This is a genomic window from Verrucosispora sp. WMMD703 (genome assembly GCF_049178935.1).
GTDB lineage: Bacteria > Actinomycetota > Actinomycetes > Mycobacteriales > Micromonosporaceae > Micromonospora > Micromonospora sediminimaris.
The window spans coordinates 1,382,828-1,408,938 of the sequence record NZ_JBMHMM010000004.1 but is presented as its reverse complement, the minus strand read 5'-3'; the positions used below and the strand labels follow the sequence as shown (position 1 = coordinate 1,408,938).

The 26,111-nt window shown below is 71.3% G+C and carries 26 protein-coding genes; 12 read left to right on the top strand and 14 right to left on the bottom strand.

The annotated features are described in order from the left end of the window. The first annotated feature begins 184 nt into the window (after positions 1-184). The 7 genes from ACN26Z_RS07095 (at position 185) to ACN26Z_RS07065 (ending at position 6,769) form a co-directional block, all read left to right on the top strand. The gene (locus ACN26Z_RS07095; protein ID WP_421460324.1) at positions 185-1,021 is read left to right on the top strand and encodes an MBL fold metallo-hydrolase; all 837 of its coding nucleotides are present in this window, start codon (positions 185-187) and stop codon (positions 1,019-1,021) included. A gap of 216 nt (positions 1,022-1,237) precedes the next feature. Beyond that, positions 1,238-1,696, top strand: coding sequence for a hypothetical protein (locus tag ACN26Z_RS07090; protein ID WP_093401981.1), 459 nt, complete (start codon positions 1,238-1,240; stop codon positions 1,694-1,696). 165 nt (positions 1,697-1,861) lie between these two features. Continuing rightward, entirely contained in the window at positions 1,862-4,078 is a 2,217-nt protein-coding gene (locus ACN26Z_RS07085) for a choice-of-anchor J domain-containing protein (protein WP_421460322.1), read from the top strand. 150 nt (positions 4,079-4,228) lie between these two features. Continuing rightward, the gene (locus tag ACN26Z_RS07080; protein WP_421460320.1) at positions 4,229-4,582 is read left to right on the top strand and encodes a nitroreductase/quinone reductase family protein; all 354 of its coding nucleotides are present in this window, start codon (positions 4,229-4,231) and stop codon (positions 4,580-4,582) included. Positions 4,583-4,611: 29 nt separating this feature from the next. Next, positions 4,612-5,046, top strand: a complete 435-nt coding sequence (locus tag ACN26Z_RS07075) for a VOC family protein (protein WP_421460318.1) — start codon at positions 4,612-4,614, stop codon at positions 5,044-5,046. A 114-nt stretch (positions 5,047-5,160) separates the two neighbouring features. Continuing rightward, positions 5,161-5,916: a hypothetical protein gene (locus tag ACN26Z_RS07070; protein WP_421460317.1), complete on the top strand. Its 756-nt coding sequence runs from the start codon at positions 5,161-5,163 to the stop codon at positions 5,914-5,916. A 97-nt stretch (positions 5,917-6,013) separates the two neighbouring features. Next, positions 6,014-6,769: a DivIVA domain-containing protein gene (locus ACN26Z_RS07065; protein ID WP_421460315.1), complete on the top strand. Its 756-nt coding sequence runs from the start codon at positions 6,014-6,016 to the stop codon at positions 6,767-6,769. Positions 6,770-6,784: 15 nt separating this feature from the next. Here the strand turns inward: ACN26Z_RS07065 and ACN26Z_RS07060 are convergent, their stop codons facing one another. Beyond that, the gene (locus tag ACN26Z_RS07060; RefSeq protein ID WP_421460314.1) at positions 6,785-8,017 is read right to left on the bottom strand and encodes a multidrug effflux MFS transporter; all 1,233 of its coding nucleotides are present in this window, start codon (positions 8,015-8,017) and stop codon (positions 6,785-6,787) included. Positions 8,018-8,123: 106 nt separating this feature from the next. Between ACN26Z_RS07060 and ACN26Z_RS07055 the strand changes: the two genes are divergently transcribed. Continuing rightward, complete coding sequence (locus tag ACN26Z_RS07055) at positions 8,124-8,567, top strand: MarR family transcriptional regulator (protein ID WP_421460313.1); 444 nt, start codon at positions 8,124-8,126, stop codon at positions 8,565-8,567. Here ACN26Z_RS07055 and ACN26Z_RS07050 read toward each other — a convergent pair. Both ACN26Z_RS07050 and ACN26Z_RS07045 read right to left on the bottom strand, forming a co-directional pair. Then, on the bottom strand, positions 8,564-9,460 hold the full coding sequence (locus tag ACN26Z_RS07050; RefSeq protein ID WP_421460312.1) for an NAD(P)-dependent oxidoreductase: 897 nt from the start codon (positions 9,458-9,460) through the stop codon (positions 8,564-8,566). The genes ACN26Z_RS07055 and ACN26Z_RS07050 overlap by 4 nt on opposite strands. Further along, positions 9,457-9,951, bottom strand: a complete 495-nt coding sequence (locus ACN26Z_RS07045) for an NAD(P)-binding domain-containing protein (protein WP_421460311.1) — start codon at positions 9,949-9,951, stop codon at positions 9,457-9,459. Before ACN26Z_RS07045 ends, ACN26Z_RS07050 begins: the two co-directional genes overlap by 4 nt. Positions 9,952-10,100: 149 nt before the next feature. On the opposite strand from ACN26Z_RS07045, the gene ACN26Z_RS07040 reads away from it, so the two are divergent. Beyond that, positions 10,101-10,460: a winged helix-turn-helix transcriptional regulator gene (locus ACN26Z_RS07040; RefSeq protein WP_282239902.1), complete on the top strand. Its 360-nt coding sequence runs from the start codon at positions 10,101-10,103 to the stop codon at positions 10,458-10,460. A 156-nt stretch (positions 10,461-10,616) separates the two neighbouring features. Here ACN26Z_RS07040 and ACN26Z_RS07035 read toward each other — a convergent pair whose 3' ends face one another. Then, positions 10,617-11,744 (bottom strand): hypothetical protein, encoded by a 1,128-nt coding sequence (locus tag ACN26Z_RS07035; protein ID WP_421460310.1) that lies wholly within the window; start codon positions 11,742-11,744, stop codon positions 10,617-10,619. Between the two features lie 336 nt (positions 11,745-12,080). Here ACN26Z_RS07035 and ACN26Z_RS07030 point away from each other — a divergent pair, with 336 nt between their 5' ends. Then, positions 12,081-12,725, top strand: coding sequence for an RNA polymerase sigma factor (locus ACN26Z_RS07030; protein ID WP_421460308.1), 645 nt, complete (start codon positions 12,081-12,083; stop codon positions 12,723-12,725). A 253-nt stretch (positions 12,726-12,978) separates the two neighbouring features. Next, on the top strand, positions 12,979-13,554 hold the full coding sequence (locus ACN26Z_RS07025; RefSeq protein ID WP_421460307.1) for a hypothetical protein: 576 nt from the start codon (positions 12,979-12,981) through the stop codon (positions 13,552-13,554). 60 nt (positions 13,555-13,614) lie between these two features. Here the strand turns inward: ACN26Z_RS07025 and ACN26Z_RS07020 are convergent, their stop codons facing one another. The 9 genes from ACN26Z_RS07020 to ACN26Z_RS06980 form a co-directional block, all read right to left on the bottom strand. Next, positions 13,615-13,899 carry a putative quinol monooxygenase gene (locus ACN26Z_RS07020; RefSeq protein ID WP_093401992.1) on the bottom strand — a complete coding sequence of 95 codons (285 nt, stop codon included), beginning with the start codon at positions 13,897-13,899 and terminating at the stop codon, positions 13,615-13,617. A 71-nt stretch (positions 13,900-13,970) separates the two neighbouring features. Beyond that, positions 13,971-14,729 (bottom strand): MerR family transcriptional regulator, encoded by a 759-nt coding sequence (locus tag ACN26Z_RS07015; protein ID WP_421460306.1) that lies wholly within the window; start codon positions 14,727-14,729, stop codon positions 13,971-13,973. Between the two features lie 36 nt (positions 14,730-14,765). Continuing rightward, entirely contained in the window at positions 14,766-17,093 is a 2,328-nt protein-coding gene (locus ACN26Z_RS07010) for a putative bifunctional diguanylate cyclase/phosphodiesterase (protein WP_421460305.1), read from the bottom strand. A gap of 617 nt (positions 17,094-17,710) precedes the next feature. Further along, positions 17,711-19,201, bottom strand: coding sequence for a hypothetical protein (locus ACN26Z_RS07005; RefSeq protein ID WP_421460303.1), 1,491 nt, complete (start codon positions 19,199-19,201; stop codon positions 17,711-17,713). Next, complete coding sequence (locus ACN26Z_RS07000; RefSeq protein WP_421460302.1) at positions 19,198-20,340, bottom strand: hypothetical protein; 1,143 nt, start codon at positions 20,338-20,340, stop codon at positions 19,198-19,200. Before ACN26Z_RS07000 ends, ACN26Z_RS07005 begins: the two co-directional genes overlap by 4 nt. A 113-nt stretch (positions 20,341-20,453) precedes the next feature. Beyond that, entirely contained in the window at positions 20,454-21,311 is an 858-nt protein-coding gene (locus ACN26Z_RS06995; RefSeq protein ID WP_421460301.1) for an SRPBCC domain-containing protein, read from the bottom strand. Then, positions 21,304-21,861, bottom strand: coding sequence for a winged helix-turn-helix domain-containing protein (locus ACN26Z_RS06990; RefSeq protein WP_093401997.1), 558 nt, complete (start codon positions 21,859-21,861; stop codon positions 21,304-21,306). Before ACN26Z_RS06990 ends, ACN26Z_RS06995 begins: the two co-directional genes overlap by 8 nt. A gap of 104 nt (positions 21,862-21,965) precedes the next feature. Then, complete coding sequence (locus tag ACN26Z_RS06985; RefSeq protein ID WP_396886186.1) at positions 21,966-23,306, bottom strand: class I SAM-dependent methyltransferase; 1,341 nt, start codon at positions 23,304-23,306, stop codon at positions 21,966-21,968. Between the two features lie 102 nt (positions 23,307-23,408). Beyond that, positions 23,409-24,788: an FAD-binding oxidoreductase gene (locus ACN26Z_RS06980; protein WP_421460300.1), complete on the bottom strand. Its 1,380-nt coding sequence runs from the start codon at positions 24,786-24,788 to the stop codon at positions 23,409-23,411. A gap of 124 nt (positions 24,789-24,912) precedes the next feature. Between ACN26Z_RS06980 and ACN26Z_RS06975 the strand changes: the two genes are divergently transcribed. Next, positions 24,913-25,614, top strand: coding sequence for an RICIN domain-containing protein (locus ACN26Z_RS06975; protein WP_421460297.1), 702 nt, complete (start codon positions 24,913-24,915; stop codon positions 25,612-25,614). Positions 25,615-25,638: 24 nt separating this feature from the next. Here the strand turns inward: ACN26Z_RS06975 and ACN26Z_RS06970 are convergent, their stop codons facing one another. Continuing rightward, on the bottom strand, positions 25,639-26,106 hold the full coding sequence (locus ACN26Z_RS06970) for a DinB family protein (RefSeq protein ID WP_282239913.1): 468 nt from the start codon (positions 26,104-26,106) through the stop codon (positions 25,639-25,641). Between the last annotated feature and the right edge of the window lie 5 nt (positions 26,107-26,111).

Genomic DNA, 26,111 nt, shown 5'->3' with positions numbered 1-26,111 from the left:
GGAGGAGAGTGCTGTGTCGTACTCGCGAGAAGGGGTTAGCCGGCGGACGTTGCTGCTGGGGGCGGCGGCCGTGGGCGGCGGTGTCCTCGCCGCCCGGCCCGCGCAGGCGGAAGCTCGGCCCGCACAGGCGGATGGTCATCCTGCGCAGGGGAGGGCGAGGTCCGGCTGCTCAGAGATCCGGTCAGTGGGCTGCTTCGAGGTGCTCGCGTTGCGCGACGCTGCCGGCCCGTTCTTCCTCAGCTACGACGACGCCTTCTCCGGGGCGTCGGGAAATGACTGGGCGGCGGCACGGCGCATCGACCCGGCCGCGTTCGGGCCGGACCGGACGTGGCACCTGGACTTTCGCTGCTACGCCATCCGCCGTCCCGGCGACCGGTACACGCTTGTGGACACCGGGATCGGGCCGGAGGGCAGCCCGGCTTCGGCGTGGGCGCCGGTGCCGGGCGCGCTGCCGCAGTTGCTGGCCGGCAGCGGGATCGACGTGCGGCGGGTGGACACGGTGGTGCTGACGCACCTGCACGAGGACCACGCCGGCTGGGCGGTCACCGCCGAGGGCATGCCGATGTTCCCCAACGCACGGTACGTGGTGCAGCAGCGTGAACTCGATGCGCTGGAAGCGGGCGGCAGCGAGATGCTGGGGTACGTGGTGCGGCCGTTGCGGGCGGCGGGGCAACTGCACCCGGTGGACGGTCCGGTGGTGCTCAGCGGTGCCCGGGCGGGGGCCGACCGTCGCACTGCCGCCGGCCGCCGCGGTGACCGCATCCGGGTGGTGCCCACGCCCGGCCACACCCCGGGGCACCAGTCGGTGCTGGTGGAGGGTGGCCGCCACGACCAGGTGGTGGTCACCGGTGACGTGCTCGTGCACGCCGTCCAGGTCGCCGACCCGGACGTCGCCTACCGGTACGAGGCGGACCAGGACCTGGCCCGGCTGACCCGCCGCAGGCTGCTCGACACGGCCCGCCGCGAACGCGCGGTGCTCGCCACCGCGCACCTCAACCGCCCCTTCGTCGAACTCGACTGAAACCGCCTCCGGCCAGGTCGGCACCACCCGATCAGCCCGGACCGCGTTGCACAGACCCCCGGCACAGGGGCGGTGGAGCGCGACGGTCAGCGCTACGTAGGCCGGCCAGGGACCGCATCCGGGCAATCGGCGGCCCGTGGATCTTGGTGAGCCTCCAATGTGGCAGGATGCCAGCGCAGGTGCGCGATCTTCGCGCCGGAGCATCAGGAGGGCGTAATGCGGGGACTGGCACGACGACTGGCCATCTCGATTGTCTCGGCGACGGTGACGGCGGTGACGCTCGCGTCGCCGGCACAGGCCGCGACGAATCCGTTTACCGCGGCACAGGCGTGCAACAACGATTTCGGTGGTTCGTGGGCCCACACCACTGACGGCCACCGGTCGATTTCCGCACCGGATGGCACCAAGGTGGGCGATGTCTACCTGATGTACAACAGCGCCAGCGGGTACAACTGTGTCGTCACCCTCAAGCGGGTGGCGGTGGGCTCGACGACCGGGGTTTCCGCCGGGATCCGGGTGCAGGGCGGTTCCTGGGCCTACGACCCGGGCAGCTACAAGTACTACGCGGCGATTCAGCGCTCCGCCCGGGACAAGTGCGTCATGTACAACGGCGAGGTCCTGTATTTCACGAGCTGGCAGAGCGCCGGCCGGTACAGCTGGGGTAACTGCGGCTGATCGGGCGCTTGGCGCGAAAGCCTCACCACCTCGATTGATTCCGGTGAAGGGTTGCCTGATCGGGGGCGACGTGCACAGGATACGGGGACGCTCGATCAGCGTGCGTAGATCCACTGGTGCCCGGGCCACCCCGGGCCGGTGGTCTTCCACCTATGAGGAGGTTTCGTGGCACGACGCCGCTTCGCGGGGATAGCAGCCAGCGCCATCGTCCTACCGTTACTCGTCATCGCTCAGCCGACCGCCGCCTCGGCCACCCCGGAGGCCGCGACCGTCAAGCCGGTGCCGGCCCCGGCAACCGGGCTCGCCAGTGATGTCCGGGAGCTGACCCGCAAGGACTTCACCTTCAACGGGCAGCGTCTGGAGGCCCCGACCCAGTATCAGCCGCGTACCCAGGCCCGGTCGACGGCGGTGGCGGCCGAGACGCCGCCGGTCGGCACGGTGCGGCAGTGGCTCGCGCTTGACGACTACCTGGGCGAGATCTACCTGAAGGACTACACGCTGCGTGGCGTGGGCGACAACATCGAGGTGTGGGTCGCCAACGACACGGAGTTCCCGGAGGGCGACTGCCGCCGGCAGATCCCGAACTCCACGGTGGTCACCGACGAGCAGGTCGCGGGCCTGATCCACGAGTTCGACACCAACATGTACCCGAAGTCGACGGCCGCGTTCAGCACCCCGCCGGAGCGGGACGGCAGCAACGCGCAGATCGGCGGGGACTTCACCGGTGCCGGCAACCGGACGGTCACGCTCGTCGACAACGTACGCGACGACAACTTCTACGACTTCCCGGCCGCCCCCAGCTACATCGCCGGGTTCCACTTCTCGCTCTTCAACGAGCTGCTCGACCGCAACATCATGACTGTCGACGCGTTCGACTGGGCGCACCGCACCGGCGCGAACCCGCCGAACGAGCCGACCGACGACCTGTGCACCAGCCGGCCGGCCCGCCCGCAGCTGTACGAGGGCACGTTCATCCACGAGTGGCAGCACCTGGCGCACTACTACACCGACCCGTTCGAGACGACCTGGCTGAACGAGGGTCTTTCCGACTTCGTGCAGACGCTCGCCGGGTACGTCGACGCCACCGCCCGAGTCGACGAGCCTGGCACCGACAGCCACATCTACTGCTTCCAGGGCTTCGGCATCGTCCAGACGGACTACAACACGAATCCACGGGACTGTGGTGGCCCGGAGAACTCGATAAACCTGTGGAACGAGGGCAGCACGTCGAGTGGCGTGCTGGCCGACTACGGCAACGTCTACTCGTTCGTGCTGTTCCTGTACGACCGCTACGGCCTGGACTTCATCTCGCGGCTGCACCGCGACGGTGAGCTTCAGGGCTTCGCCAGCCTTGAGGCTGCGCTGAAGGCCGAGGGCGTCAAGGACATGTACAAGGTGATCCACGACTACCAGACGATGAACCTGGTGGACCGGATCGTCGGCAACTCCAAGCGGGGCATCATGCTCGGGGTGGACAAGCGCCGGGTCACCACGGCCAGCCTCGACGCCACCGTGAACCTGGCCAACCCCGCCTCGTACGCGGCCGGTGGCGCGGCACCCAACGGCGCCGACTACGTCACCTTGCAGAAGGCCAACGGTAAGCCGCTGGGCCTGGGCGATCTGCGTTCGATCAAGTTCCAGGGCGCGGAGACGTTGCCGCCGGTCCCACTGGCCTGGCAGGTCGTCAGCGACGACCCGGATCGCAGCGGCAACCCGGTGCTGTGGTCCGGCAACGGCAACAGCCTGGACGTCGCCGCGGTCACCCCGGTGACCGTGCCGGCCGCCGACCCGACGCTCACCTTCCTGGCGAAGTACGGTGCCGAGGCCGGCTACGACTACGGCTACGTCAGCGTCTCCACCGACGGCGGCGAGAGCTACACCGTCATCCCCGGTGAGGAGACCGTCGCCGGTCCGCTCGGCCCGGCGCTGAACGGCACCACCGACGGCTTCCAGCCGCACTCGTTCGACCTGTCCGCGTACGCCGGGCAGGACGTGCTGGTCAGCTTCCGGTACGTCAGCGACGGCGGTGTCAACGAGGGCGGTCTGCTGATCGACGACATCGCGGTCGGCGGCACGCTGGTCAGCGACGGTTCGAGCCTGGAGCCGTTCGACTCGCCGTCGGAGATCAACCCGACGCCGGTGGCGAACTGGAACGTCCGCTTCGTCGGCATCAACGAGAAGCTCAAGCTGGCCTACCAGGTGGAGGCCGACGGCAAGTCCAACTTCACCCTCGGTCTGATCCAGACGGCGCTGCTGTCCGCCTTCCCGAAGGTGGTCGCCATCGTCGCCTACGACGAGCCGACCGAGCAGGTCACGCAGTACGCCCCGTACACCCTGACGGTCAACAACGTGGCGCAGCCCGGCGGCGCTCCGCTGAGCTGACCCTGAGCAGGAACTCCCGGTGCCGCGCCACGCGGCACCGGGAGTTCTCTGTTTCCGCCGGGCGAAGCTGCCGGATCCGGCGACGCGGCCCGGCGTCGGTCCCTAGCCTGGCCAGCAGAGGCATCGTCGGGGCAAGCTGCCGGGGGAACCATGACCAACGCGATAGGTGACGCACTTGATGGCGTACAGGAAGTCGAGCTGACGGTGACCGGCCGCAGGACCGGGCGGCAGATCACCCATCCGGTCTGGTTCGTGCAGGAGGACGACAGCGTCTTCCTGGTGCCGGTGACCGGCTCGGACAGTCAGTGGTACAAGAACGTCAAGCAGACCCCGATGGTCCAGTTGGCCGTCGACGGCACCGCGCTGAGTTCGAGTGCCACCCCGATCACCGAGGCCGACCGGGTCGACCACGTCGTGGCGATGTTCCGCGACAAGTACGGTGCTGACCAGTTCGCCTCGCTCTACCCGAAACACGACGTCGCCGTCCAGGTCCCCCTCGGGTAGCCGTCGCAGCTCCGGGTTACCTTGCCACGATGGAACAGCGACTCAGCCTGATCACGCTCGGCGTCGCCGACCTGGGCCGGTCCCGCGACTTCTACCGGCAGCTCGGCTGGCAGGGCCAAGAGGTCGAGCAGACCGTGTTCTTCCAGGCCGGCGGGCTCGCCGTGGTGCTGTGGGCGCGGCAGTCGCTGGCCGAGGACGCCGGTGTCGAGGACCGGGGCGCGGGCGGGTTCGCCGGGGTCGCGCTGGCCCACAACGTACGCGAGCGCGCCGAGGTGGATCAGCTGATGGCCGCCGCCGCCCGGGCCGGTGCCAAGGTCACCCAACCGGCCCGCGACACCTCCTACGGCGGGTACGCCGGCTACTTCACCGACCCGGACGGGCACCTCTGGGAGATCGCCTGGAATCCCGGCTTCCCAATCGCCGCGGACGGCACGATCACCATCCCCGACTTCGGCACGACCTGACAAACGGCCGCATCATCGCCAACCACGGCGGTCGCCTACCCGTCGGTGGACCGCCGTCCAGGTGTCCGCCGTGCCATGCTCTCCCCAACGACTCGCGCATCCGAGGGGATCGATGTGGAGTTGCGCAGAGACCGCACCCTGTTGGTGTTCGGCCTGTTCCTCTTCGTGACCGGCGCGCTCGTGCTGGGCTGCATCGAGCGTCTCACCGTGTTCGGGTGGATCTTCGGCCTCATGACCCTGCTGATAGGTGGCGGGATGGTCTTCGCCCAACGCCGGCCGTTCAAGTTCCACATCGGGCCGAACGGTCTGGTCGTCCAAGTACCCGGGTTCAGCCGGGCGGTGCCGTGGGCCGAGGTCGACACGATCATTCTCGACCCACAGGTGCCGACGGTGGGCGAGAAGCACCGGATCTCCACCTTTCTGCTGCTGGTGCCGGCGGCGGGTTCGACGATCGGCGGCCCGTTCGACGGCCGGAGCCCGCTCGACGGACGGCCGGCGTTGGTCCTGGTCGACCTCGTCGACGTCAAGCAGCCGGTGAACGAGGTGGCGTCGGTTCTGGCCCGCTGCGCCGGGAGCCGCTTCACAGACGTCCGCCAACTACGCCGTGCCCGTTTCGACTCGCCGCGATTCACCATGCGGCCGGGAGGGTACGAGCCCGCCCGGGTCAATGAGCTGATTCAGGCTGGACAGGATGTGCTTCTCTTCGAACAGTCGGTGGTGCGTTCGGAAGCCAAGAAGATGCTCGATCAGGCTCGGGCGGAGTTGCCCACCAGCGAGTTGGGCTACGACCGCACCGAGGTGGACTCGTTGCTGGACGAGCTGTCGACCCTGATCGCCCGCTGGCCTGACGCGGCCGTCCCGCCCGACTGAGGGTCAGGGGTCAGTGGTGGCCGATGCCGGCAGGGTCAACATCGGTCGCGCTGGCGTGCCATGCTCTGCACGCCACTTAGCTGATCGAGGTGTCGTCATGGAGCTGCGCAGGAATCGACGTTCGCTGGCGCCCGGGGTGCTGCTGCTCGCGTTCGGGGTGTCCCTCCTGCTTGGCTCTCCCGGGATGGGCACATCGATCTTCGCCGGAGCCGCACTGCTGACGGGTGGTTGGATCACCGCTCGGTCGCTGCGGCCGTTCCGGTTCCGGATCGGCCCCGACGGGCTGGACCTGCGGGTCGCCGGGCTCAACCGGTTGGTGCCGTGGGCCGAGATCGACACGATCGTGCTGGGCCAACCCGCACGGGCAGCGGCTGCGACACCGGCTACCCCCTCCTTGCTGCTGGTCCCGGGCGTCGGGTCGACAATCGACCGTCCGCTCGTTGGTCGAAGCCCGGTCGACGACCGGCCCGCGCTGGTGCTGCTCAGCCTCGCCGACGTGCGGGAGTCCGCGGACGAGGTGGCCGCCGAGTTGAACCGGATCAGCGGTGGTCGCTTCACCGACGCCCGGCGCAACCGACCCGAGCTCCGGGAGGGCCGGCCGGGAGTTGTCTCCGAGCCGGCCTTCGACACGGCGCTGCGCGGCTATGAGAAGCGCATGGTGGACGACCTGGTCCGGCGGGGCCTGGACGCGCTCGCCTCGGGGACGGCAGCGCAGCGTCAGGCGGTCAGGGCGGAGCTGGATCCCACGACGCTCACCGTCGCCCTGCGCGGCTACGACATGGGGCAGGTTGACGCCTACCTGGAACGGCTCTCCGCCGCGCTCGCCAACGGGCCGGAGCAGCCCGAACAGTAGCCGGCGCTGCCGCAGCTAACGCACGCGGGTGGGGCGGGCGAGGGTCAGCAGCATCAGGAGCGAGGCGGCTGCGGCGGCGCTGAGCACCACGGCCATCGGGAGCGCGCTGCCCTCGCCGCCGAGCCCGACAAGGGGTGCGGCGCTGGCGACGACCACGGCCTGGATGCCGCCGAGCAGTGCTGCGGCGGTGCCGGCGCGGGCGGCGTGCCGGTCCAGGGCGAGGGCGGTCCCGTTGGGCATCACCAGGCCGAGCGAGCCGAGGAAGACGAAGAGCGCGGCGATGACCACGGGCAGGTTGTTCAGCAGTGCCCCGGCGAGCACACCGAGGGCGGCGAGCAGGCCGAGACCGAGACCGCCGACCAGCAGCGGTCGGGGGTCGTAGCGGTCGAGCAGGCGGGCGTTGAGCTGGCCGACGGCGACGAAGGCGAGCGCGTTGGCACCGAAGACCAGGCTGAACGTGCTGGCGGAGAGACCGAAGACGTCCTGGAGGACGAACGAGGAACCGGACAGGTAGGCGAAGAGGCCGGCGAAGGCGAGGCCCTGGGTCAGCGCGTACCCGAGATAGACGCGGTCGGTGAGCAGCGTGCGCCCGGCGGCGGCGGTCGCGGCCAGGCCACCGGTGCTGCGCCGCGCGGCGGGCAGGGTCTCCGGTAGCCGCAGCGCGACGGCGGTGGCGAGCAGGGCACCGACCAGCGCGAGGGCGACGAAGATGGTGCGCCAGTCGCCGACGTTGAGCACCAGGCTGCCGAGGGCCGGGGCGACCATCGGCGCGATGCCGAAGATCAGGACGAGGCGGGAGAAGTACTTGGCGGCGGCCCGGCCGGAATACAGGTCACGGACGACGGCGCGGGCGACGACCGTGCCCATGCCACCGGCGAAGCCCTGTGCGAAGCGGGCCACCGCGAGCGTCTCCGCCGACGGTGCGAGGGCGCAGACCAGCGACAACAGGGTGTACGCGGCGACGCCGACAAGCACCGGAAGGCGTCGCCCCCAGCGGTCGCTGAGCGGGCCGGTGACGAGTTGGCCCAGGGCCATGCCGATCAGGCAGGTGGTCAGGGAAAGCTGGATCTGTGCCTGGCTGGCGGCCAGGTCGCGGGTCATCCCGGGAAACGCCGGCAGGTAGGTGTCCAGCGAGAGCGGACCGATCGCGGTGAGCGAACCGAGCAGCACCAGCAGCCCGAGGGCGGCGCGGCCGGTGGGTGGGGTGATGCGCTCCGGCGGGCGTACGGGCACGTCGGTCTGCGGCATCGATTCCCCTCGGCGGTCGGCGCCACCACGGCGTGGCCGGCTGCCGGGGGCGTTCGGCTACGGTAGCTCTGCCTACAGAGGTGTTGCAGCGTGAAAGGGCGGCACTGTGACCGACGAGACGCTCGACCAGCTCGGCGCGGCCCTCAGTGACCTGCACCGGGTACTCCGCCGTCGGGCCATCCAGCGGACCGGACGTGCCGCCCTGCCGGACGCGCAGGTCGAGGTGCTGCGGCTGGTGCAGCGCCAGCCCGGGATCAGCGTTCGGGAGGCCGCCGAGCGTCTGGGTACCGCCGCGAACACGGTGAGCACCCTGGTCGGCGAACTGACCACCGCCGGTCTGCTGCGCCGGGACCGGGATCCGGCCGACCGGCGTACCGTCCGGCTGGAATTGACCGAGGTGGCGTACGAGCGCATCGCCGCCTACGGGCAGTACCGCCGCGAGCTGCTCGCCGCCGCCCTGGCCGACCTGGACGCAGGCGACCGGGAGCGGCTGCGCGCCGCCGTGCCCGCCCTGTCCCGCCTGGCCGACCGCACCGCCGAGCTGCCCTAACCGGCCCGGATCACCTCGTACAGTGCGGTCCAGTCCTGGTCGCCGTGGCCGGCGGCGACCGCCCGCTGGTAGTGCGACCTGACCGCCTTCGGCAGCTCGACGTCGACGCCGACTGTCTCGCTGGTCCGCAGGATGTGCTCGGCCGTGGCACCCATCATCCGCGCCGTGCTCAAATCGCCCGGGTGCTCGCCGGCCTCCAGTGCGCGCGCCAGTTCCAACCCGTCGCCGATCATCGCCGGGATGTCGGTGAGTGTGGTCAGCGCGCCGGGCAGGAACTCGGCCGCTGGTACGCCCGCTGCTGTGACGAGCGCGGTGGCGTGCAGCAGGCTCGACAGGCAGGTGAGGAAGACGTCGAGGTGTGCCTGGTAGAACAGCTGCGCCAGCCCCGGATCGGCGCCCAGGTACCTCGGCTCGCCGATGATCCGCAGCACCGGTTCGCTGCGTTCGTACGCCTCGCGGGCTCCGCTGTAGAAGACGTACGAATCGCTGGTGCCGATCATGGGGGCGGGCACCATCACCCCGCCGGTCACGAACCGCGCACCGTGGCTCGCGGCCCACGTCGCCGCCTGTCGCGAGGCGTCGGGGGTGTCGGAGCTGAGGTTGACCAGGGTGCGGTCGGTCAGGGCCCCGGCCGCGCTGGCCACCGGGCCGAGGATGTCGTACATCGCCGGGTAGTCGGTGAGGCTGAGGATCGTCAGTTTGCTTGCGGCGACGGCGGCTGCCGGCGACGGCGCGAGGGTGGCTCCCCCGGCGACCAGGGTGTCGGCCCGGCTCGGGGTGCGGTTCCACAACGTGACCGGATGTCCGACGCGCATCAGGGCGGCGGCCATCGCCTGCCCCATCGGCCCGAGACCGATGACGGTGACCGGTCGGAGATCGCTCGTCCCGCTCATCGGACACTCCTCAGTTCCTCGAACATACGGGCGGTACCGTGCTCCCCGAACCCGGCGGCGAGCTGCCGACGGACCATGTCGTGCGCCGGCTTGAGCACCTCATCGGTGACGCCCTGCCCGGTGCTGGCCTGCATCACCGTGTTGAGGGCCGTCTCGGTGAACCGCAGGCTCTGCTGGCCCGGCCCGAGGTAGTCCTGCTCGTCGATGGTCGCGGCGAAGCCGGCCAGTTGCTCCGTCATCGCGGCCAGGAACGGCGCCTGCCGCCGGACGAACTCGCCGGCCGGCACCCCCTCGGAGCCGACCATCGCCGTACGGGTACCGGCGATCGCCTGCTCGACGCTGTCGGCGATGACGGCGCCCCGCTCGCCGAGGCTCTGGGCCCGGTGACCTGTGCGGTTCCAACAGGCGACCCGGTGGCCGGCGTCCAACGCCGCTGTCGCGAGCGCGCTGCCCATCGCGCCCAGTCCCAGGAAGGTGGTGCTGACTGTCATTCGGTGGCCCCCTGCTCTGTCCGGTGATCTGACGGGCGCGCGCCGATCACCATGGTTGGCGACCACAATCGAGCGGGCAAGTACCCACTATTCTGTTCAATACTTACCTACAGGTAAGTGATCAAGATCGGCTACCGGGGAGGCGGTCCATGGCGTCGGGTGACAGGTGCGGCCCCTACATCTGCGGGATCGACGCCGCGATGGACGTGGTGTCGGGGAAGTGGAAGTCGTTGATCCTGTGGGAGCTGGACAACTACGGCACCCGGCGGTTCGGTGAGCTGAGGCGGGGCCTGCCCGGGGTCAGCGAGAAGATGCTCATCCAGCACCTGCGGGAGATGGAGCAGGACGGTCTGGTCCACCGCGAGGTCTACCGCGAGGTCCCGCCCAAGGTGGAGTACTCCCTGACCGAGCACGGCCGGTCGCTCAACGAGGCGCTTGGCCCGCTGGGCGAGTGGGGGCAGCGCCGCGCCGAGCGTCTCGCCGCCGAGGCGGCGGCAACCAACCCCTGACCGTGCCCCGTCGTCCGTCGACGGACGTCGGCCGCGCACACCACCCAGCGGTTTCGGGGATAGTGCGGCCTCGCACCCGGCGCCACCCAGCAACTTCGGGGATAGTGCGGCCTCACCTGGCGTTCCCAACGTCGTGCGGAGGCGGCGCCGGGTGGGTCAGGCCGTGACGGTGCGGCGTACGCCGCCGTGCAGGCCGCAGGCCCGGGGGCTGCCGCCGGCCAGGCTGACCTTGCCGTTCTCGCACTGCACCAGGTAGCCGCGCCCCTCCCAGAAGCCGGGCACGCAGTCGAAGTGGTCGCACACCTCGCGGGCCGGTTCACGGACCCGTTTCCCGCCGCAGAAGTCGTACCCCATCGGGTTCTTGGGGGCGCCGCAGCGCCGCTCGGGTTTCGGGCTGGCGGTGCTGGTGTCGGTGCTGCGCGGCACCGCCGTGGAGCCGGTGCCGCGCGCTGCGGTCGAGGTGCTGGTCGCGGCCGGCGCTCCGGTCGCGGCCACCGCGGTCTCGGTGCCGGTCGGGTCGGACGGGCCGGAGTTGGCCAGGGCCACCGGCACCATCACGGCCAACGCGGCGGCGACCACGGCGGTCCGTCGGCCACCGGGAATGAGTGCCAACAGCCGGGCCTGCCCGGGGGTGGCGATGCCGGGACGGGACGGACGCAGCCGGGCGTGCTCGTCGATCAACTCGTCGAGCTGGTCGATGACCGCCTGGCGCTGTTCGATGGCGTCGGCGAAGGCCAGGGTGAGCACGAACCGGAACTCGGCCGCCACGTCCGGGCGCAGCAGCACCCCGGAGGTCCGCCGCCGGTCCAGCACCTGGATCAGGGTCACCGACGCGTGCGGGTCGTGGTTCAGACCGGTCATCCTGCCGTACGCCCAGTCACGTCGGCCCCGCCCACCGAGCAGCACCAGCCGGCGGTTGGTGACCACCGCCATGCCGGCGTCGGTGACCCGTACCCCGTCGGGCAGACGCCGACGCAGCCGACCCGTCTGCGCGCCCACGGTCAGATCGGGGGCGGGCAGTACGGCGTTGTGCCGCATCTCCACCAGTTGCGCCGCCGGCACCACCCGGAGCACCACCTCGCCGGGGGCCAGTTCCAGCGGAAGGCCGTCGCCGGCCGTGGCCGAGCCCTGGCACTGCTCGGCGAGCGTACGCAGGCGGCGCAGTTCGTCGTCGCGTCGCCGCCAGGTTCCCTCGGCGCTGCGGAACAGCCGCAGCCTGCGCTCGTTCTGCCGGCGCGCCCACCGGTACCGCCATGTCGAACCCGTCGAATCAGTCCTCGCCACGCCGAACTCCTTCGCCGTGCATGCCACCAACCGCAGGCCACCAGATGGGGTGTCACAGTGTTAACGACTGCGAGCACCGGCATGGACACGGCCAGAAGTGGTCGAATTACCCGATCGGTGGAGCAATAAGGACGAGATGGTGGTTTTGCCCTGCACCATTCACCTTTCCTCCCGCGGGCTGTGACGCGACAGGCCACCCGTACGCCAATCAGTCGTACGGGTAGACGAGAGGGCTGCCGCCCTGGTGGCGGTGGCACGTGACGGCGAATCTGGTGACGAGGTGCTGGCGATACCGGAACTGGCGGTCATGTCGGTGGATTCCAGCCGGCGGTGGCGGTGACCAGCGGCACCGGCGGCCACACCGACTCGGACCTCGCCGCGCTGGTACGAGCCGCTCAGGATGGTGACGAGGATGCGTTCCGGCTGCTGTACCGGCAGGTGCAGCCCGGCCTGCTGCGCTATCTGCGGGGCATGGTCGGCGCCGATGCCGAGGACGTTGCCTCGGAGGCGTGGTTACAGATCACCCGCGACCTGCGCCGATTCCGGGACGAAGGGGCCGGATTCCGGGCCTGGACCGCCGGGATCGCTCGACACCGGGCGCTGGATCACCTACGCCGCCAGGGACGGCGGCCCGCGGCGACGGTGTCCGTCGACGCGCTGGTCGACCTGCCTGCCGGTCAGGACACCGCCGATCAGGCCGTCCAGGCCGCCGCGACCCGCGCGGCCATTGAGTTGATCGCCACGCTGCCAAGCGACCAGGCCGAGGCGATCCTGCTCCGGGTGGTGGTCGGACTCGACACCCGGGCCACCGCCAAGGTGCTGGGCAAGCGTCCGGGCGCGGTGCGTACCGCCGCGTGGCGGGGTCTGCGCCGGCTGGCCGTGCGCCTCGACCCGCAGACCGTTCGGGACGGCGCCATCGCGCCCGAACCGGGACTACGCCCGCCCACGCCCACGATGCGCCGACTCGCGGCGGGTGAGTGACGCAATGATCCGGGACGACGCCAGGGAAAACGAGATGAGCAAACCGTCACCTCGCCGCATGGACAGAAAGACCGCTGATCGGCTACTGGACGCCGACCCGGTCGCCCTGAGCCAGGCCGGTCCGCTCGCTGCCCCGTTACGCGCGGCATGCGGGCCGGCACGACACGACGAGATGGCTGGGGAGCATCTGGCGGTGGCTGCATTTCGGGCTGCCGCTGATCTCGCCCCCGAACCTCGACCACGGAGAGAATCAATGCTCAAAATCACGCTGGCGAAGCTGCTCACCGTCAAGGCCGCGACCGTCATCGCCGCCACTGGGCTCGGTGGCGTGGCGCTGGCCGCCGGTACCGGCGCGCTACCCAACCCGCTGGCCGACCCGACGACACGCCCGACGACCCAGGCCCCGGCAGCACCTACCGTCACCCCGTCGCTCCCGGTCGGACCGGCTGACCGGGCCGGCGCGAGCGACGGTCCGTCGCCCTCGCTGACAGGCCTGTGCCAGGCGTACGCGGCCGGCGCCGCCACCAACCCGGGCAAGGCGTCGGAGAACCCGGCCTTCGCCGAACTGGTCGAGGCGGCCGGCGGTGCCGGACAGGTCGACGAGTACTGCGCCGCCGCCGCGTCGGAGGACCGCGATCACCCCACGGGCGCGCCGAGTGGTGCCGGGCGGCCGACCACCCACCCCACCCCGAACCCGCGTGGTGCCACACCGACCGGCCGTCCCGACACGGCCACCACCAAGCGGCCCGGTGGCGTCCCGACCGTGACCGTGCCCGGTGCGCCTAACGGGAGCGTTCCGGCCGCGACGCCCCGCACCCCCGGCCGCTGACCGCGGGGCCGGGCGGGTTCTCCCCGACCTGTCCGGCCCCGCGCCCACCTCGACAGGCGATCAGGGTGATTCGACCGTGCTGATCAGGAACTTCTGGACTTCGGCCTCGACGATCGCCACCTGCTGCTCAGGTTCGGGGCCGGCGCCGCGGAAGTCCAGCAATTGCTCCTCGGACTCCCACCGCTCGTAGACGTTGATCCGACCCGGCTCGATCAGATCCGGACTGATGGCGAAGTCGAGGCAACCGGGTGCCTCGCGAGCCTGACGGACGATCTCTGCGCAGGTGGCCAGGTAGTCGTCCCGCCCGGCGGGGTCGACCTGTAGCGTGCCGGCGACGATCAGCAAGGCAACCTCCGAAGATCGGGAGAGCGGACGCCAGTCATACTCTCCCGATCCGCGATCGTCCGCACGCCCGATCAGGCGCGGCTGATCGCGTTCGCGTGAATCGCCTCGGACAGGTACTCGGTCAGGCCGGGAGCCTTCGCCTCGTAGTGCGCGGTGAACCGTTCGTCGGCGAGGTACAGGTCGGCCAGCCCGGTGTGAATCTCGTACGAGCACTCGTAGAACCAGCGGCTGATCTGCTGCCGGTGCTCCTCAGCCAGCTCCATGGCCTCCGGCCCGTCGGCCGGCGCGCCCGAGGCCAGCAGCGCCACGATCCGCCGCCCCCAGTCCTCCGTCTCGGCCTTGAACCGCTGCCAGTCCTGCTTGCTGTAGCTCGACGTCCGCCGGGTCGACTCCCGGTACGCCTCGGTGCCGCCCCACCGCCGCTCCGCCTCCTCGGCGTGCGCGTCCGGATCGAAGTCCCCGAAGACCTCGAACCGCTCCTGCGGGGTCAGTTGGATGTTCATCTTGCTCGCCTCCATCGCGAATTCGATCGCCGCGACCATCTCCTGAAGGCGCTTGATCCGCACCGTCAACAGCTCGTGCTGGCGGCGCAGGTGCGCTCCCGGTTCGCTCGCCGGGTCGTCGAGGATCACGGCGATCTCGTCCAACGGGAACCCCAGCTCGCGGTAGTACCGGATCAGCTGCAGCCGTTCCAGGTCCGCCTCGGAATAGCGGCGGTAGCCCGAGCTGCTACGGCCGCTCGGCGTCAGCAGACCGATCTCGTCGTAGTGGTGCAGCGTCCGGACCGTCACGCCGGCGAGCTTCGCCACCTGACCAACCGTGTAGGCCATGGTTCCCCCTTTCCGGAACCACGGTCCCGCCTGCCGTTACGTGAGGGTCAAGCCAGATTCTGCGACGCCGGACACCTCCGGCGGGTCGGCCTTCACCAGGACGGTACGCAGCTCGGCCAGGCCGGTCGGGCGGCCGTAGCGGTAACCCTGCCCCTGCATGCAGCCGATCGCGACCACGGCCTCGTGCTGCCGCTCGGTCTCCACCCCCTCGGCCACCACGCTCAGGTCGAACGCGCCGGCCAGCCGGGTCACCATCTCCACCGTCGCGTACGCCCTGGTGTCCTCGGGGATCCGGGCCACGAACGACCGATCGATCTTCAGCTCGGTCGCCGGGATCCGGTGCAGGTAACTCAGCGACGAGTATCCGGTGCCGAAGTCGTCGATGGCGATCCGGATGCCCAACTCGCGCAGTTGCCGCAGCCGGTCCAGCACCGCGTCGCTGCCCTCGATCAACGCCGACTCGGTCAGTTCCAGGGTCAGTGCTCGGGGCGCCAGCCCGGCGCCCGCGGTGGCCTCGGTGACGGTGGCGATCAGGTCGGGGCGGCGCAGGTGCGAAGCGGCGATGTTCACCGCGACCGTCGCCGACGGAACGTGGTCCTGCCAGGTGGCCGCCGCCCGGCACGCCTCGTGAATGACCCACCTGTCGATCGGCAGGATCAGCCCGGTCTCCTCGGCCAGCGGCAGGAACCGGGCCGGGCTGAGCACGCCGAGCCGGGGATGCCGCCACCGCACCAACGCCTCAGCGCTGCGCACCGCCCCGGTGGCCAGGTCCACGATCGGTTGGAACTCCAGGTGCAACTGCTCCTCGTCGACGGCCCGCCGTAGGTCGGCGATCAGCTCGGCCCGGCTCACCGCCGACTCCCGCAGCCCCTGCGTGCACCGTCGGTACGCGGACTTGCCGGCCGCCTTCGCCGCGTACATCGCGATGTCCGCGTCGCGCAGCAGATCCGTGTGCGAAATGTGCTGCGGCCCGTACTCGGCGATACCGATGCTGGCCGAGGGGTGCACCCCGACCAGTTCCTCCCCGGGCGATGGTTGCAGCGCCGCCAACAACCGCTCGGCCAGTCGTTCCGGTGCCAACGGCCGCCCGTCGGTGACCAGCACCGCGAACTCGTCACCACCGATCCGGGCGATCATGCCGTCGTCACCGACCGCCCGACGCATCCGCCGGGACAGGCCGGACAGCAGCGTGTCGCCGGTGGTGTGCCCGAACCGATCGTTCACCTGCTTGAACCCGTCCAGGTCCAACAGCAGCACGGCGACCCGGTCGGTGCCGCGCAACGCACCACGCAGCCGGCGGGTGAACGCCAGCCGGTTGGGCAGCCCGGTGAGCTGGTCGACGTAGGCGAGCTTGCGTAGCTGCACCACCAGACGCAGGTTCTCGTTGGCCGCCAGGCCCTGCCGAAGCGCCAGCATGGCCAACAACGCCATCATCGCCAGGAAGATCGGCATCGGGGTGTGACCGCTGGCGTCGCGGGCCAGCATGGTCGCCACGATCGCCCCGCCCACCGGCAGGTAGGGCAGCACCACCCGCCACCACGGCGGCAACGGCGCCTCCCCGGCCTCCTCGACAGCGCCGTGGTCCCGAGGTGGGGGCATTCCGGTCGCCATCACGATCAGCAGGTAGCTCACCGGCCAGAGCACGTCGACCGGGGTGCCGGGCTGGTAGGTGCCGGCGGCCACCAGCGCCACGTAGACCGTGTCGGCCACCGCCCGTACCGTCAGGCCCACGCCGAGCAGCGCCATCGGCCGCCACACCGGTCGGCCCGGGCCGACCACCGCGACCAGGATGGTCAGCTGCATCAGGTCGAACATCGGGTACAGCAGGCCGGCGGTGCGTAGCGGCTCGTCCAGGTCGGCCAGACTGACGTTGCGGAAGATCAACAGCCAGCCGATCGGAATCAGCGCCAGCCCGACGATCACCCCGTCGAGCAGGGTCCGGGCCCGACCCACCGTGGTACGCGGCGCGGTGACCGAGCAGAACAGCGCGGCGGTACCGGTCAGCAGGCTGGCCGCGAAGATCAACCCGATTGGCAGGGTGTGTGGCAGGCTCTCCCCGAGCAGCCGCTGGGAGGTCCACAGTGCTCGGCCGGCCAGCGACAACGCCATGGTGGCGGCCAGCAGCAGCCAGAACCGGCGCAACGTCGCCGGGTGCCGGCGGGCCGCCGCGACGCAGGCCACCGCGGCCCAGCCTGCCACGGTGAGCGCACCCAGATCGCTGACCAGCGCGCTGGCGGGCAGCCCCAGCACCAACCAGAGCGCCTCGATCGCGACGACGACACCGGCACCGACCAGCCCCACCCGGCCTACCCGGTGCGTTCCGGGCGAGCGCGCGGCAGCCCGCTCGATGTCCTTTCGCGACACAGCGATCGCTCCGGCTCTCTCTCGTGCGTACACCCTCGACGGCGAGGTCCTGCCCTGGCAAACCCCGAAAGCCTAGCCACGCCCGCAGCCGCCCCGCCAGATCCACCGGTAGGCAAGTCCACAACCTTTGACTCGCCGGGCACCACCTGGTCTCCCGCCGACCACCTCGCGACTCGCCCGGCTGCGGCGATGCGGGCAGCGCCCCGCTCGCGGTCGCTTCGCTGTATGCCCTGTCGCGCCCGCCGCTCCCCGGGGCCGCGCCTTCCGCTCCACCCCACCGGCCACGCCCCACCCCAACACGGAGCGTGACGCGCTGCGGCCATGACAGCGCATCACTAAGCGTGACCGTCCAGCCCACCACCGACAACGCTGCCTGCCGCCTTTGCTCTGCTTCACTATACGCAACCCCACTTTGAGCTGGCCTTACCGGTGAGGTGCCGGGTTGACGCCAGTTACTCAGTGCAACCGGTGCGTATAGTGAAGCAGAGCAAAGGGGCCGAAGGTGAGGTTGTCACCCCTGGCGGGAGACGATTACCGTCCGCGATCGACGGTCGGAGATCCGGCTGGGCACTGGGTGAGTTGTCGGGGCGGGTGGTCCGTCGGGGCGGGTCTTCCGCTCAGGCCCATTCCTCGTCGGGTGCCGCCGCTGCGGTCGCGGGTGGGCCGCCGTGCGTCCACGGGGTCTCCTCGACGGCCGGAAACGCCGCAGCCGGCACGTAGGCATCGCTCAACGTGGTGTAGCAGAGCCGCTCTCCCACCTCCGGCACGCTGCCCGGGCTGGCCGTCAGGCCGCGTCCCATCCCGCCGGACAACTCCAACACCACCTCGGTCTTGCCGTCGGCCGTCGGGGTGACGAACACCGTCCGCGCCTTCTGCCCGGGACGGGACGGGCTGGACAGCGTCGCGCCGACCGGCACCAGCACCGGATCGGTGGTCATCAACTGGATGCGCGGGCGCAACACCGGCCGGCGGCCGGAGTCATCGACCCGGGCCGGGTCGGCCAGCAGCACCTCGCCGACGAACGCCTCGCCGGTCAGCCGGTACTCCGCCATCACCAGCGGGTCGTCGTAGGCGCGCTGCACCGCGTAGGTAGCGGCGGCCCGCTCCAGGCGGTGCAGCCGGGCCGCGGCGGCCACCGCACCGTCCCGGCGCGGCTGCGGCGCGCCGTCGGAGTCGAGGTGGTCGGCGTGGGCGGTGAAGGCGTCCCGGTCGCCGTCCCATCGCCCGGCCACCCGGGCGCCGGGCGGCAGGGCACGCAGCAACCCCAGGCCGCGCCACATCAGCTCCCAGGTGGGCGTCAGCTGGTCCCGGAGCAGCCGCTCCAGCTCCGCGTACGCCTCGACGCGCGTCGCCTCGTCGTCGGCGGCGGAGTACGCCTCGATGGCCGGCGCCAGCAGCCGGTTGTCGAACTCGGGATCGGTGGCTGGGCCGGCCGGTGGACAGAGCGACGGGTCCTCGGCCCGGGCGGCGGCGTCGGCACCGGAGAGCCCGGCCGACGGGGCGATCCAGCCCAGCAGTGCCGGCAGGTGCAGATCCTCCACCGCGCTCTGCCCGGTCGCCCAGTGCAGCGTCAACGCCTGCGTCATCGCCACCAGCGCCGACGAGCCGGGATGCTCGGCCCGTTCGGCGAAGAAGGTCAGCCAGCGGCCCAGCAGTGGCACCTGCGGCGGCACCGGATACTCGCCGTCGACCCGGCGGAACCGGGTGGACCGACCGAGCAGCCGCAGGAACGTCACCCCCGCCGGGTTCGGCACCAGCAGCTGCGGGGCGTCCAGGTACCGGTACCGGACTTCCCGGCCCCGGTCCACAGCGACCGCCTCGTTCGCCGTGCGGTGGGCGTCCACATACGGCAGTACGACCGCGGCCAGCTCGGCGGCGAACGCGAACCGTTGATCCCGGTTACGTGGCTGCGGCACGATCAACAGGCGTCCCTCACCAGGAGCCGAGCCGACCATCGCGGCGAGCGGAGCGTTGGCTTCCCCTGCCATCGCCAGCGGCACCAGCACCAGAGGTCGCCTCGACAGGTGCAGATGCCGCACGGTGGCCACCGGTTGGGCGACCCCCGTGGCCACCGCCTGTGCCGCCGCCAGCGCCCGCAGCGTACTCATGCGCTGGCGAGGGCGTCGGCGCGCAGGCGGGCCGCGGTCCGCAGCAGCGCGGCGGCCTCCGCCCGTTCAGGGTCCGTGGCGGTTTCCCCACCGGCGAGCGCCAGCACCTCGGCGACGTCGGCGATCCCGCCGAGCGCCTCGCGGACCGGGCGGCCGAGCGCCCCGGTCTGCCCCTGCGCCTCGTGCCGGCAGAGGTACGCCAGCTCGCAGCTGGCCAGGCAGTCGGGGGCGTACCGGGCCGGCACCCGGGCCAGCGAGTCGGCCAGGGTCGCCGGATCGGCGGCCGGATCGGCGGTGAAGTCGGCCGGGACGCCCGCCAGCAGCGTGTCGAGCCGGTCCATCCGGTCCAGTTGCCGGCGTACCACAAGCAGTTGCCGGCGGACGTCGAGCAGGTGCGCGACCGGCGCGTTGCTGAAATCCCGGGGGCAGACCAGCACCACCTCGTGCGACACGAGCTGCGGGTCGTGGCCCCGGGCGGTGAGCAGTTCCCGCAGGGCCAGCACGTAGACGGCGGACTGCACCGCCGCGCCGGCCAGCTTCGCCGGGTCGGCCTGACCGTCGATCACCGGGAACGACTTGATCTCGACCACGTGGAACCGGCCGCCCAGCCGGGCGGCCACCAGGTCCGGCTCCAGGTGTACCCGCTGTCCGGCGACCGTCAGGCCGAGCATTGGGTGATCGAACAGCGCCGCCGGTTCATCGACACGCGGCGGCTCGTCGGCACCGGGTGGGTCGGCGGTGTCGGATTCGACAGACGACAGCGCCTCGGTGAGCAGGGCCGCCGAGCGTCTGGCCCGGGTGGCCGGGTCGTCGCCGGCGTCGAGGTCCGTCCAGTGGACCGCCGCCGGCACCGGTACGCCCAGCCGCTCCGCGACCAGTCGCAGCAGCTCGGCCCCACCGTCGGCCTTCACCTGAGCCTCGAAAATGTTGCCCCGGGTGATGGCGAAGCGGGACTGCCCGAACCGGGCGGGAAAGCCGACCCGCTCGGCCAGCGCCGGCTTGTCCACCCCCGCACCGTCGAGGACCGCCCGGCGGGTGCAACCCGGGTTGCCGGTCAGCGCGGCGATCGTACGGGCGTTGTGTCGTTTCGGCGGTGCGTCGCCCCGGATCGCGGCCAGTCGCTGCTCGGTGTCCGTCACGACAGGCCACGATAGCCGTGCCGGCGGGTCCCGGCCCGTCACGGACGCGCCGGGGCGGCCCGGGCACGGACGGTCACCGGGCTGTCGCCGGTGATCGTCCGTGCCGCCGCGGGTCAGCCGGCCGTGGCGCTGGTCTCCTCGGGCAGCCAGATCGGCTGCCAGTCGGGCACCTCGTGGAAGCGACGCAGCTCGGCCCACCCGGATACGATGCCGGACCAGGCCGCGTACGGGGGGTTCTGCTCGTCGAAGCCGCTCTGCACGAAGGTCAGCTTTGTCTTTCCCTCGGACTCGTTCAGCTCCCAGCTGGTGACGCCGTTCGGTCCCCAGTCGACGGACATCTTCCGGCCCGGCTCCAGGTCGACCACCTTCGCGGCGAAGCCGCTGTCGAAGCCGCCCATCGCGTACCGGCCGCCGACCCAGGGCTCGATCCCGATCGGGTAGCCGAACCAGGCGCTGGCCTGCTCGGAGTCGGTAAGGGATTCCCACACCTTGGCGGCCGGCGCGGCGATCTCGATCTCGCCACGGAAGTCGGCGCTGGTGAAGTCCGTCCTGGGCAGCAGCGGCTGGCCAGCCAGGTAGGCCTCCAGGTTGGCGATGGTGAGCGCCCAGTAGGTCTGGAGGACGCCCCGGATGCTGGTGCCGTTGACCACGTCGCTGAAGTCGAAGTGGGTCTGCGACAGCCGCAGCACGGTGGCGTCCGGCCCGTCCGCGCTCAGCGTGATCTCGGTGGTGGTCTCCACCCCGTCGAGCAGCCAGGCGAAGCGCAGCCGGTCGTCGTCGGCGTGCAGCACCCGCTGATGTGGAGCATCGCCCTCGGGCGTGTAGCGGCCCCAGAACTCGTACCGCTCGGGGAGCTCGACCTCGGCGTGCTCGGCCAGCCAGACGCGCAGCTCGGCGGGGTCGGTCAGGGCCTGGCGCACCCGCGCGATCGGCACGGCGAGGCGGGCGGCGATGGTCATCGGTTCAGTCACGGTCGGTCCCCTTCGGGTAGCAGGCCACGGCGAGCTTGAAGGCGTCTCCCTCGGCGCCGCCGTAGCGGGTGAACAACTCCTGTAGCGCGGACTGCAGGTCGTGCAGAAACTCCTGCCGGCGTTCGGCTGGCACGCGGATCTCGCCGGAAACGCCGATCGACGGCAGTTCCGGGGCGGAGCGGTCCAGGGCGGCGACGTCGGCCTGGACCTCCTCCATCAGGTCCAGCAGGTAGCCCAGGCTCAGCTCGTCGCGGGCGCGGCGCAGCCCGATCCGGCCGACCAGGCGCGGTGAGAGCCAGTACGACCGGGCGGCTGCCTGGTAGATGCCTTCGGTGATGCCGCGGACCTTGCGCTTGTCGACCTGCTCGACCAGCCCGGCCGCGACGAGTTGCTTGACGTGGTAGTAGACGCGCTGTGGCGTCTGCTCCAGCCGGGCGGCCACCTCGGTGCAGGTGCGTGGCTCGGCCAGCTGCCGCAGGATCTCGACGCGCTGCGGTTTCAGCAGCACCTCGGCCTGCTCAAGCTGCTCCAGGTACAGGACATCTCTCATAGCAAAATCAGTTTGTACGTAAAAAACTTCCTTGTCAATGGGTTCGAGAAAGGCCGCGCCGGCAACTGCCGGCGCGGCCCGCACTCAGTCGCGAGGGAACCCGGTCAGGGCAGCCAGTCCGGGCGCAGCGGGTAGCCGTTCACCGCGTCCGGGCCGTTACGCGTCGCCACCACCTGATGCAGCTGGATGCCGTTGCGCTCGAACGCCAGCCGGGAACCGGCCATGTAGAGCCCCCACACCCTGGCCGTGCCCGCACCCACCTCGGCGACGCAGAAGTCCCAGTGCTCCACCAGGTTGCGGCACCAGGCAGCGAGGGTCAGCGCGTAGTGCTGGCGCAGGTTCTCCTCGTGGTGCACCTCCAGCCCCGCATCGTGGATCTCACTGATCACCCGACCCGGGCCGGCCAGCTCACCGTCCGGAAAGACGTACCTGTCGATGAACGCCCCGGAACGGTGCGGGGCGCGATTGTCCGCCCGGGTGATGCAGTGGTTGAGCAACCGGGCCCCCGGGCGCAGCCGGTCCCGCAGGAACCCGAAGTAGGCCGGATAGTTGCGGACCCCGATGTGCTCGGTCAGGCCGATCGAGGAGACCGCGTCGAACTGTTCGCGTGGAGCGTCGCGGTAGTCCAGGTGCCGCACCTGCGCCAACCCGGACAGCCCCTCCCGCTCGATCGCCGCCTGCGCCCACTGCGCCTGCGCCCGCGACAGCGTCACCCCGAGCGCCTTGACGCCGTACTCCCGGGCCGCGTGCCGGACCATGCCACCCCAGCCGCAGCCCACATCCAGCAGCCGCATCCCCGGCCGCAGCGCCAGCTTGCCGGCGACCAGGTCGTACTTGTTCGCCTGCGCCTGCTCCAGGGTGTCGTCCGGGCTGCGGTACACCGCGCAGGTGTACGTCATCGACGGGCCGAGCACCCGCTCGTAGAAGGCGTTCGACACGTCGTAGTGGTGCGAGATGGCGCTGCTGTCCCGGGTCCGCGAGTGCCGCAGGCCAGCCACGATCCGCTTCCAGCGGGGCCGGGCCTCCTGCGGCGGGGCCGGCGGCGGCAGCAGCCGCTCCCAGCCCAGCTCGCGCACCAGCGCCAACCCGTCGGCAAGTGCCGGTGCCCGCATCCGCACCCCGGCGAGCACCCGCAACGCCTCGTACGGGTCGCCCGGGTGCACTCCCTCGATGGCGAGGTCACCGCTGACGTAGGCACGCGCCATGCCCAGGTCGCCCGGCGCGGTGAGCAGGTACGACAGCCCCCGCTCGGTGCGGATCGACAGGGTGATCCCGGCGTCGGCCGGGCCGATGGAACTGCCGTCGTACGCGGTGACGCGTACCGGCAGGGGGCCCGAGGTCACCGCCCGGACGATGTCCGCCACGGTCGACCCACGCCGCCGGCCCCCAGGGGGCGGCGGGGCGGGAGCGCCTGCCGCTCCCTGGCTACGGTCGGTCAAGCTCATGCCGGCACTCCGCTCCGCTCCGTGCCGACCTGAGGCACAACCGCGCTGAGCCTGATGATTCGCTCGCTCCGCTCGCTCATGCCGGCACTCCGCTCCGCTCGCTCATGCGCGTGTTACCGCCTTTTCGTACAGTCCGGTCAGCCGATGCTCCGGGTCGTACCGGTCCCGCACGGCGCGCCACGTCCCGCCGCCGTAGAGCCGGTCGAACGCATCCCGGTCGTAGTACGCGTCGGAATAGAGCGACTTGTGCCCGCCCGCCTCCGACACCGCGCGCTCGATCTCCCGGTTGACGTCGCCGTCGGCGGCGCCCTCGGCGATCGGCACGCTCCCCCAGAACCCGATGTTGACGTAGTCCTGCCCCGGCCGTAGCGGATACAGCGGCCAGGACCGGGCCGATCCCGGACCGCCCGGCTCGCGCAGCCGCAGCGGACACAACCACACCGGCGTCATCCCGACGTTCGCGGCGAACCAGTGCAGGAACTCGGCGGTGCGCTCCAGTGGGATCTCCACGTCCTGCACGACCCGCTCCCGAGCCGGCTGGCCGCGCCACCTGTCGATCCGGGCGGCGACCTGGTGCCGGTGCTCCAGGCGCACGATGCGGTGGTAGACGTCGCTGCGTCGCCACCTCGCCGGCCACAACCGCCGCACCACCGGATGCTGCGCACCGAACGCCGCCGAGCACCAGAACCAGTCGGTGTCCCAGCGCCACAGGTAGTCGTGGACGGTCAGCGCGTCGTGCGGGCGCTGGCGCAGCGAGCGGTAGTAGATCTCCTGGCCGGTGTAGTCGGAGACCGCCGGCACGTCGTCGCTGAAACTGCCCAGCACCAGGTACGCCTCATCGGGGCTGAACATCACCCCGTCCATCGCGTCGACGCTCGCACCGGCCCACCGGCGGGTCGCGGTGATCTCGCCGATCGCCTCGGTCAACGCGGTCAGGTTGGTGAACCTCAGGTTGCGCAGGGCCACGTACCGGCGGACCGGTTGCAGCTCGATCCGCAGCCGGGTGGCGTACCCGAGGCTGCCCAGCGAGTTGGGGAAGGCCGCGTACAGGTCGGCGTGCGGGCCGTCGGGCCGGGCGGTGACCACCTCACCGGCGCCGGTGAGCACGTCCAGCTCGGTCACCGACTCGTGCGGCAGTCCGTTGCGGAACGAGGTCGACTCGATGCCCAACCCGGTCACCGCCCCACCGAGGGTGATGGTGCGCAGCTGCGGCACCACCAGCGGCATCAGGCCGTGCGGCAGGGTCGCGGCGACCAACCGCTCGTAGGTGCACATGCCCTGCACGTCCGCGGTACGGGCGACCGGGTCGACGCCCAGCACCCCGCCGAGCCCGCTGACGTCCAGGCCGGAGGCGGGGGCACTGCGCGGACGGAACAGGTTGGAGGTGCGCTTGGCCAACCGCACCGGCTGGCCGGGTGGCACCGCGGCGTACGACCGTCGCAGCTGGGCCACCGCCAGGTCATGATCACGCACGGCGTGCATGGGATCACTTTACGCGGACTGAGAGCGCCCGGTGGGATGTCCACTGGAGGCGTTTCGCACCCGGATCAGGTTGGACGCCGGGGGTGACTGGTCGCCGCCGCGCACCGTGGGACAGGATGCCGGGATGTCGGAAACCGATGGATCGGGCACCGTCTACGGCAACCGCCGCCCCGCCGGGCTGCCCCGCGATCCGCTACTGGTCACGGCGCTGGCGGTCGGACTGGTCGGCGTACTGCTGGGGGTGCTGTTCGCCACCGGCGTGCTCGGCGGCGAACAGCCGCAGCCGACGCCGACGGTGGCCGCCCCCGCCCCGAGCACGGTGCCGGCCAGCCCGACCGAGAGCGCACCGGAACCCAGCCCCACCCGGTCCGAGCCCTCCCCCACACCGAGCCGCAGCGAGGATCCGGACGCGGTCACCGGGCCGAAGGTGTTCCGTGGGGTCGGTTCCGGTCGCTGCCTCGGCCTCGACGGTGATGGTGAGAAGGCTGTCGCCAAGCTGGCCGACTGCAGCGGCGGGCCGGAGCAGCAGTGGGTGGTCAACGCCTTCGGCCCGGACACGGTGACGCTTACCAACGCCGCCCACAACCAGTGCCTCGACGTCGAGGGCCGCAGCGGTGACGACGGTGCCCGGTTGCAGCAGTTCGGCTGCCACGGCGAGGACAACCAGCAGTGGCGGCTGCGACCTGTCGACGGCGGCGCGGCCGTGCTGGTGGCCGTGCACAGCGGCAAGTGCGCCCAGGCCCGCGACGGTGGCACCGGGGCCGGCACCGACATCGTCCAGGCACCCTGCGACGGCAACCCGGCCCAGCGCTGGACGCTCCAGTAGCGCCCCACCCATCAGGCGACGGCGTCAGGGCCGGCGGCGCAGGGCGCGTAGCTCGTTCAGGTGTCGGGGCAGGTGCACGCGGGTGTGCAGGTCGATCGTGCGGCCCCACGGCAGCGGCTCGTCGATGACGAGTTCGAACCCCTCGCGGAGGTGCGTCTCGACCGGGGTGTCCGCCGCCGCACCGAGCTGCGCCACCAGCGCCACCAGTTGGTCGCTGGTGGCGCGCAGCCGGGCGGCGAGCCCGTCGAGGCCGCCGCACTCGGCGGCCAGTTCGTCCAGTTCCGGCCGGTGGACCTCGTCCAGGTCGTAGAAGGCGTACGGCGAGCCGGCCAGCACCGCCTCGGTGGCCTCGCGCATCAGCTCGTCGCTGGCGACCAGGTGCGCCACGACCTGCTCGGCGCTGTACCGTTCGGGCGGAGGCGGCCCGAACCCGCCCGCGTCGACCTCAGCCAGCACCGCGTCGTACGCCCGCCGCAGCCCGTCGACCTCCACCCGGC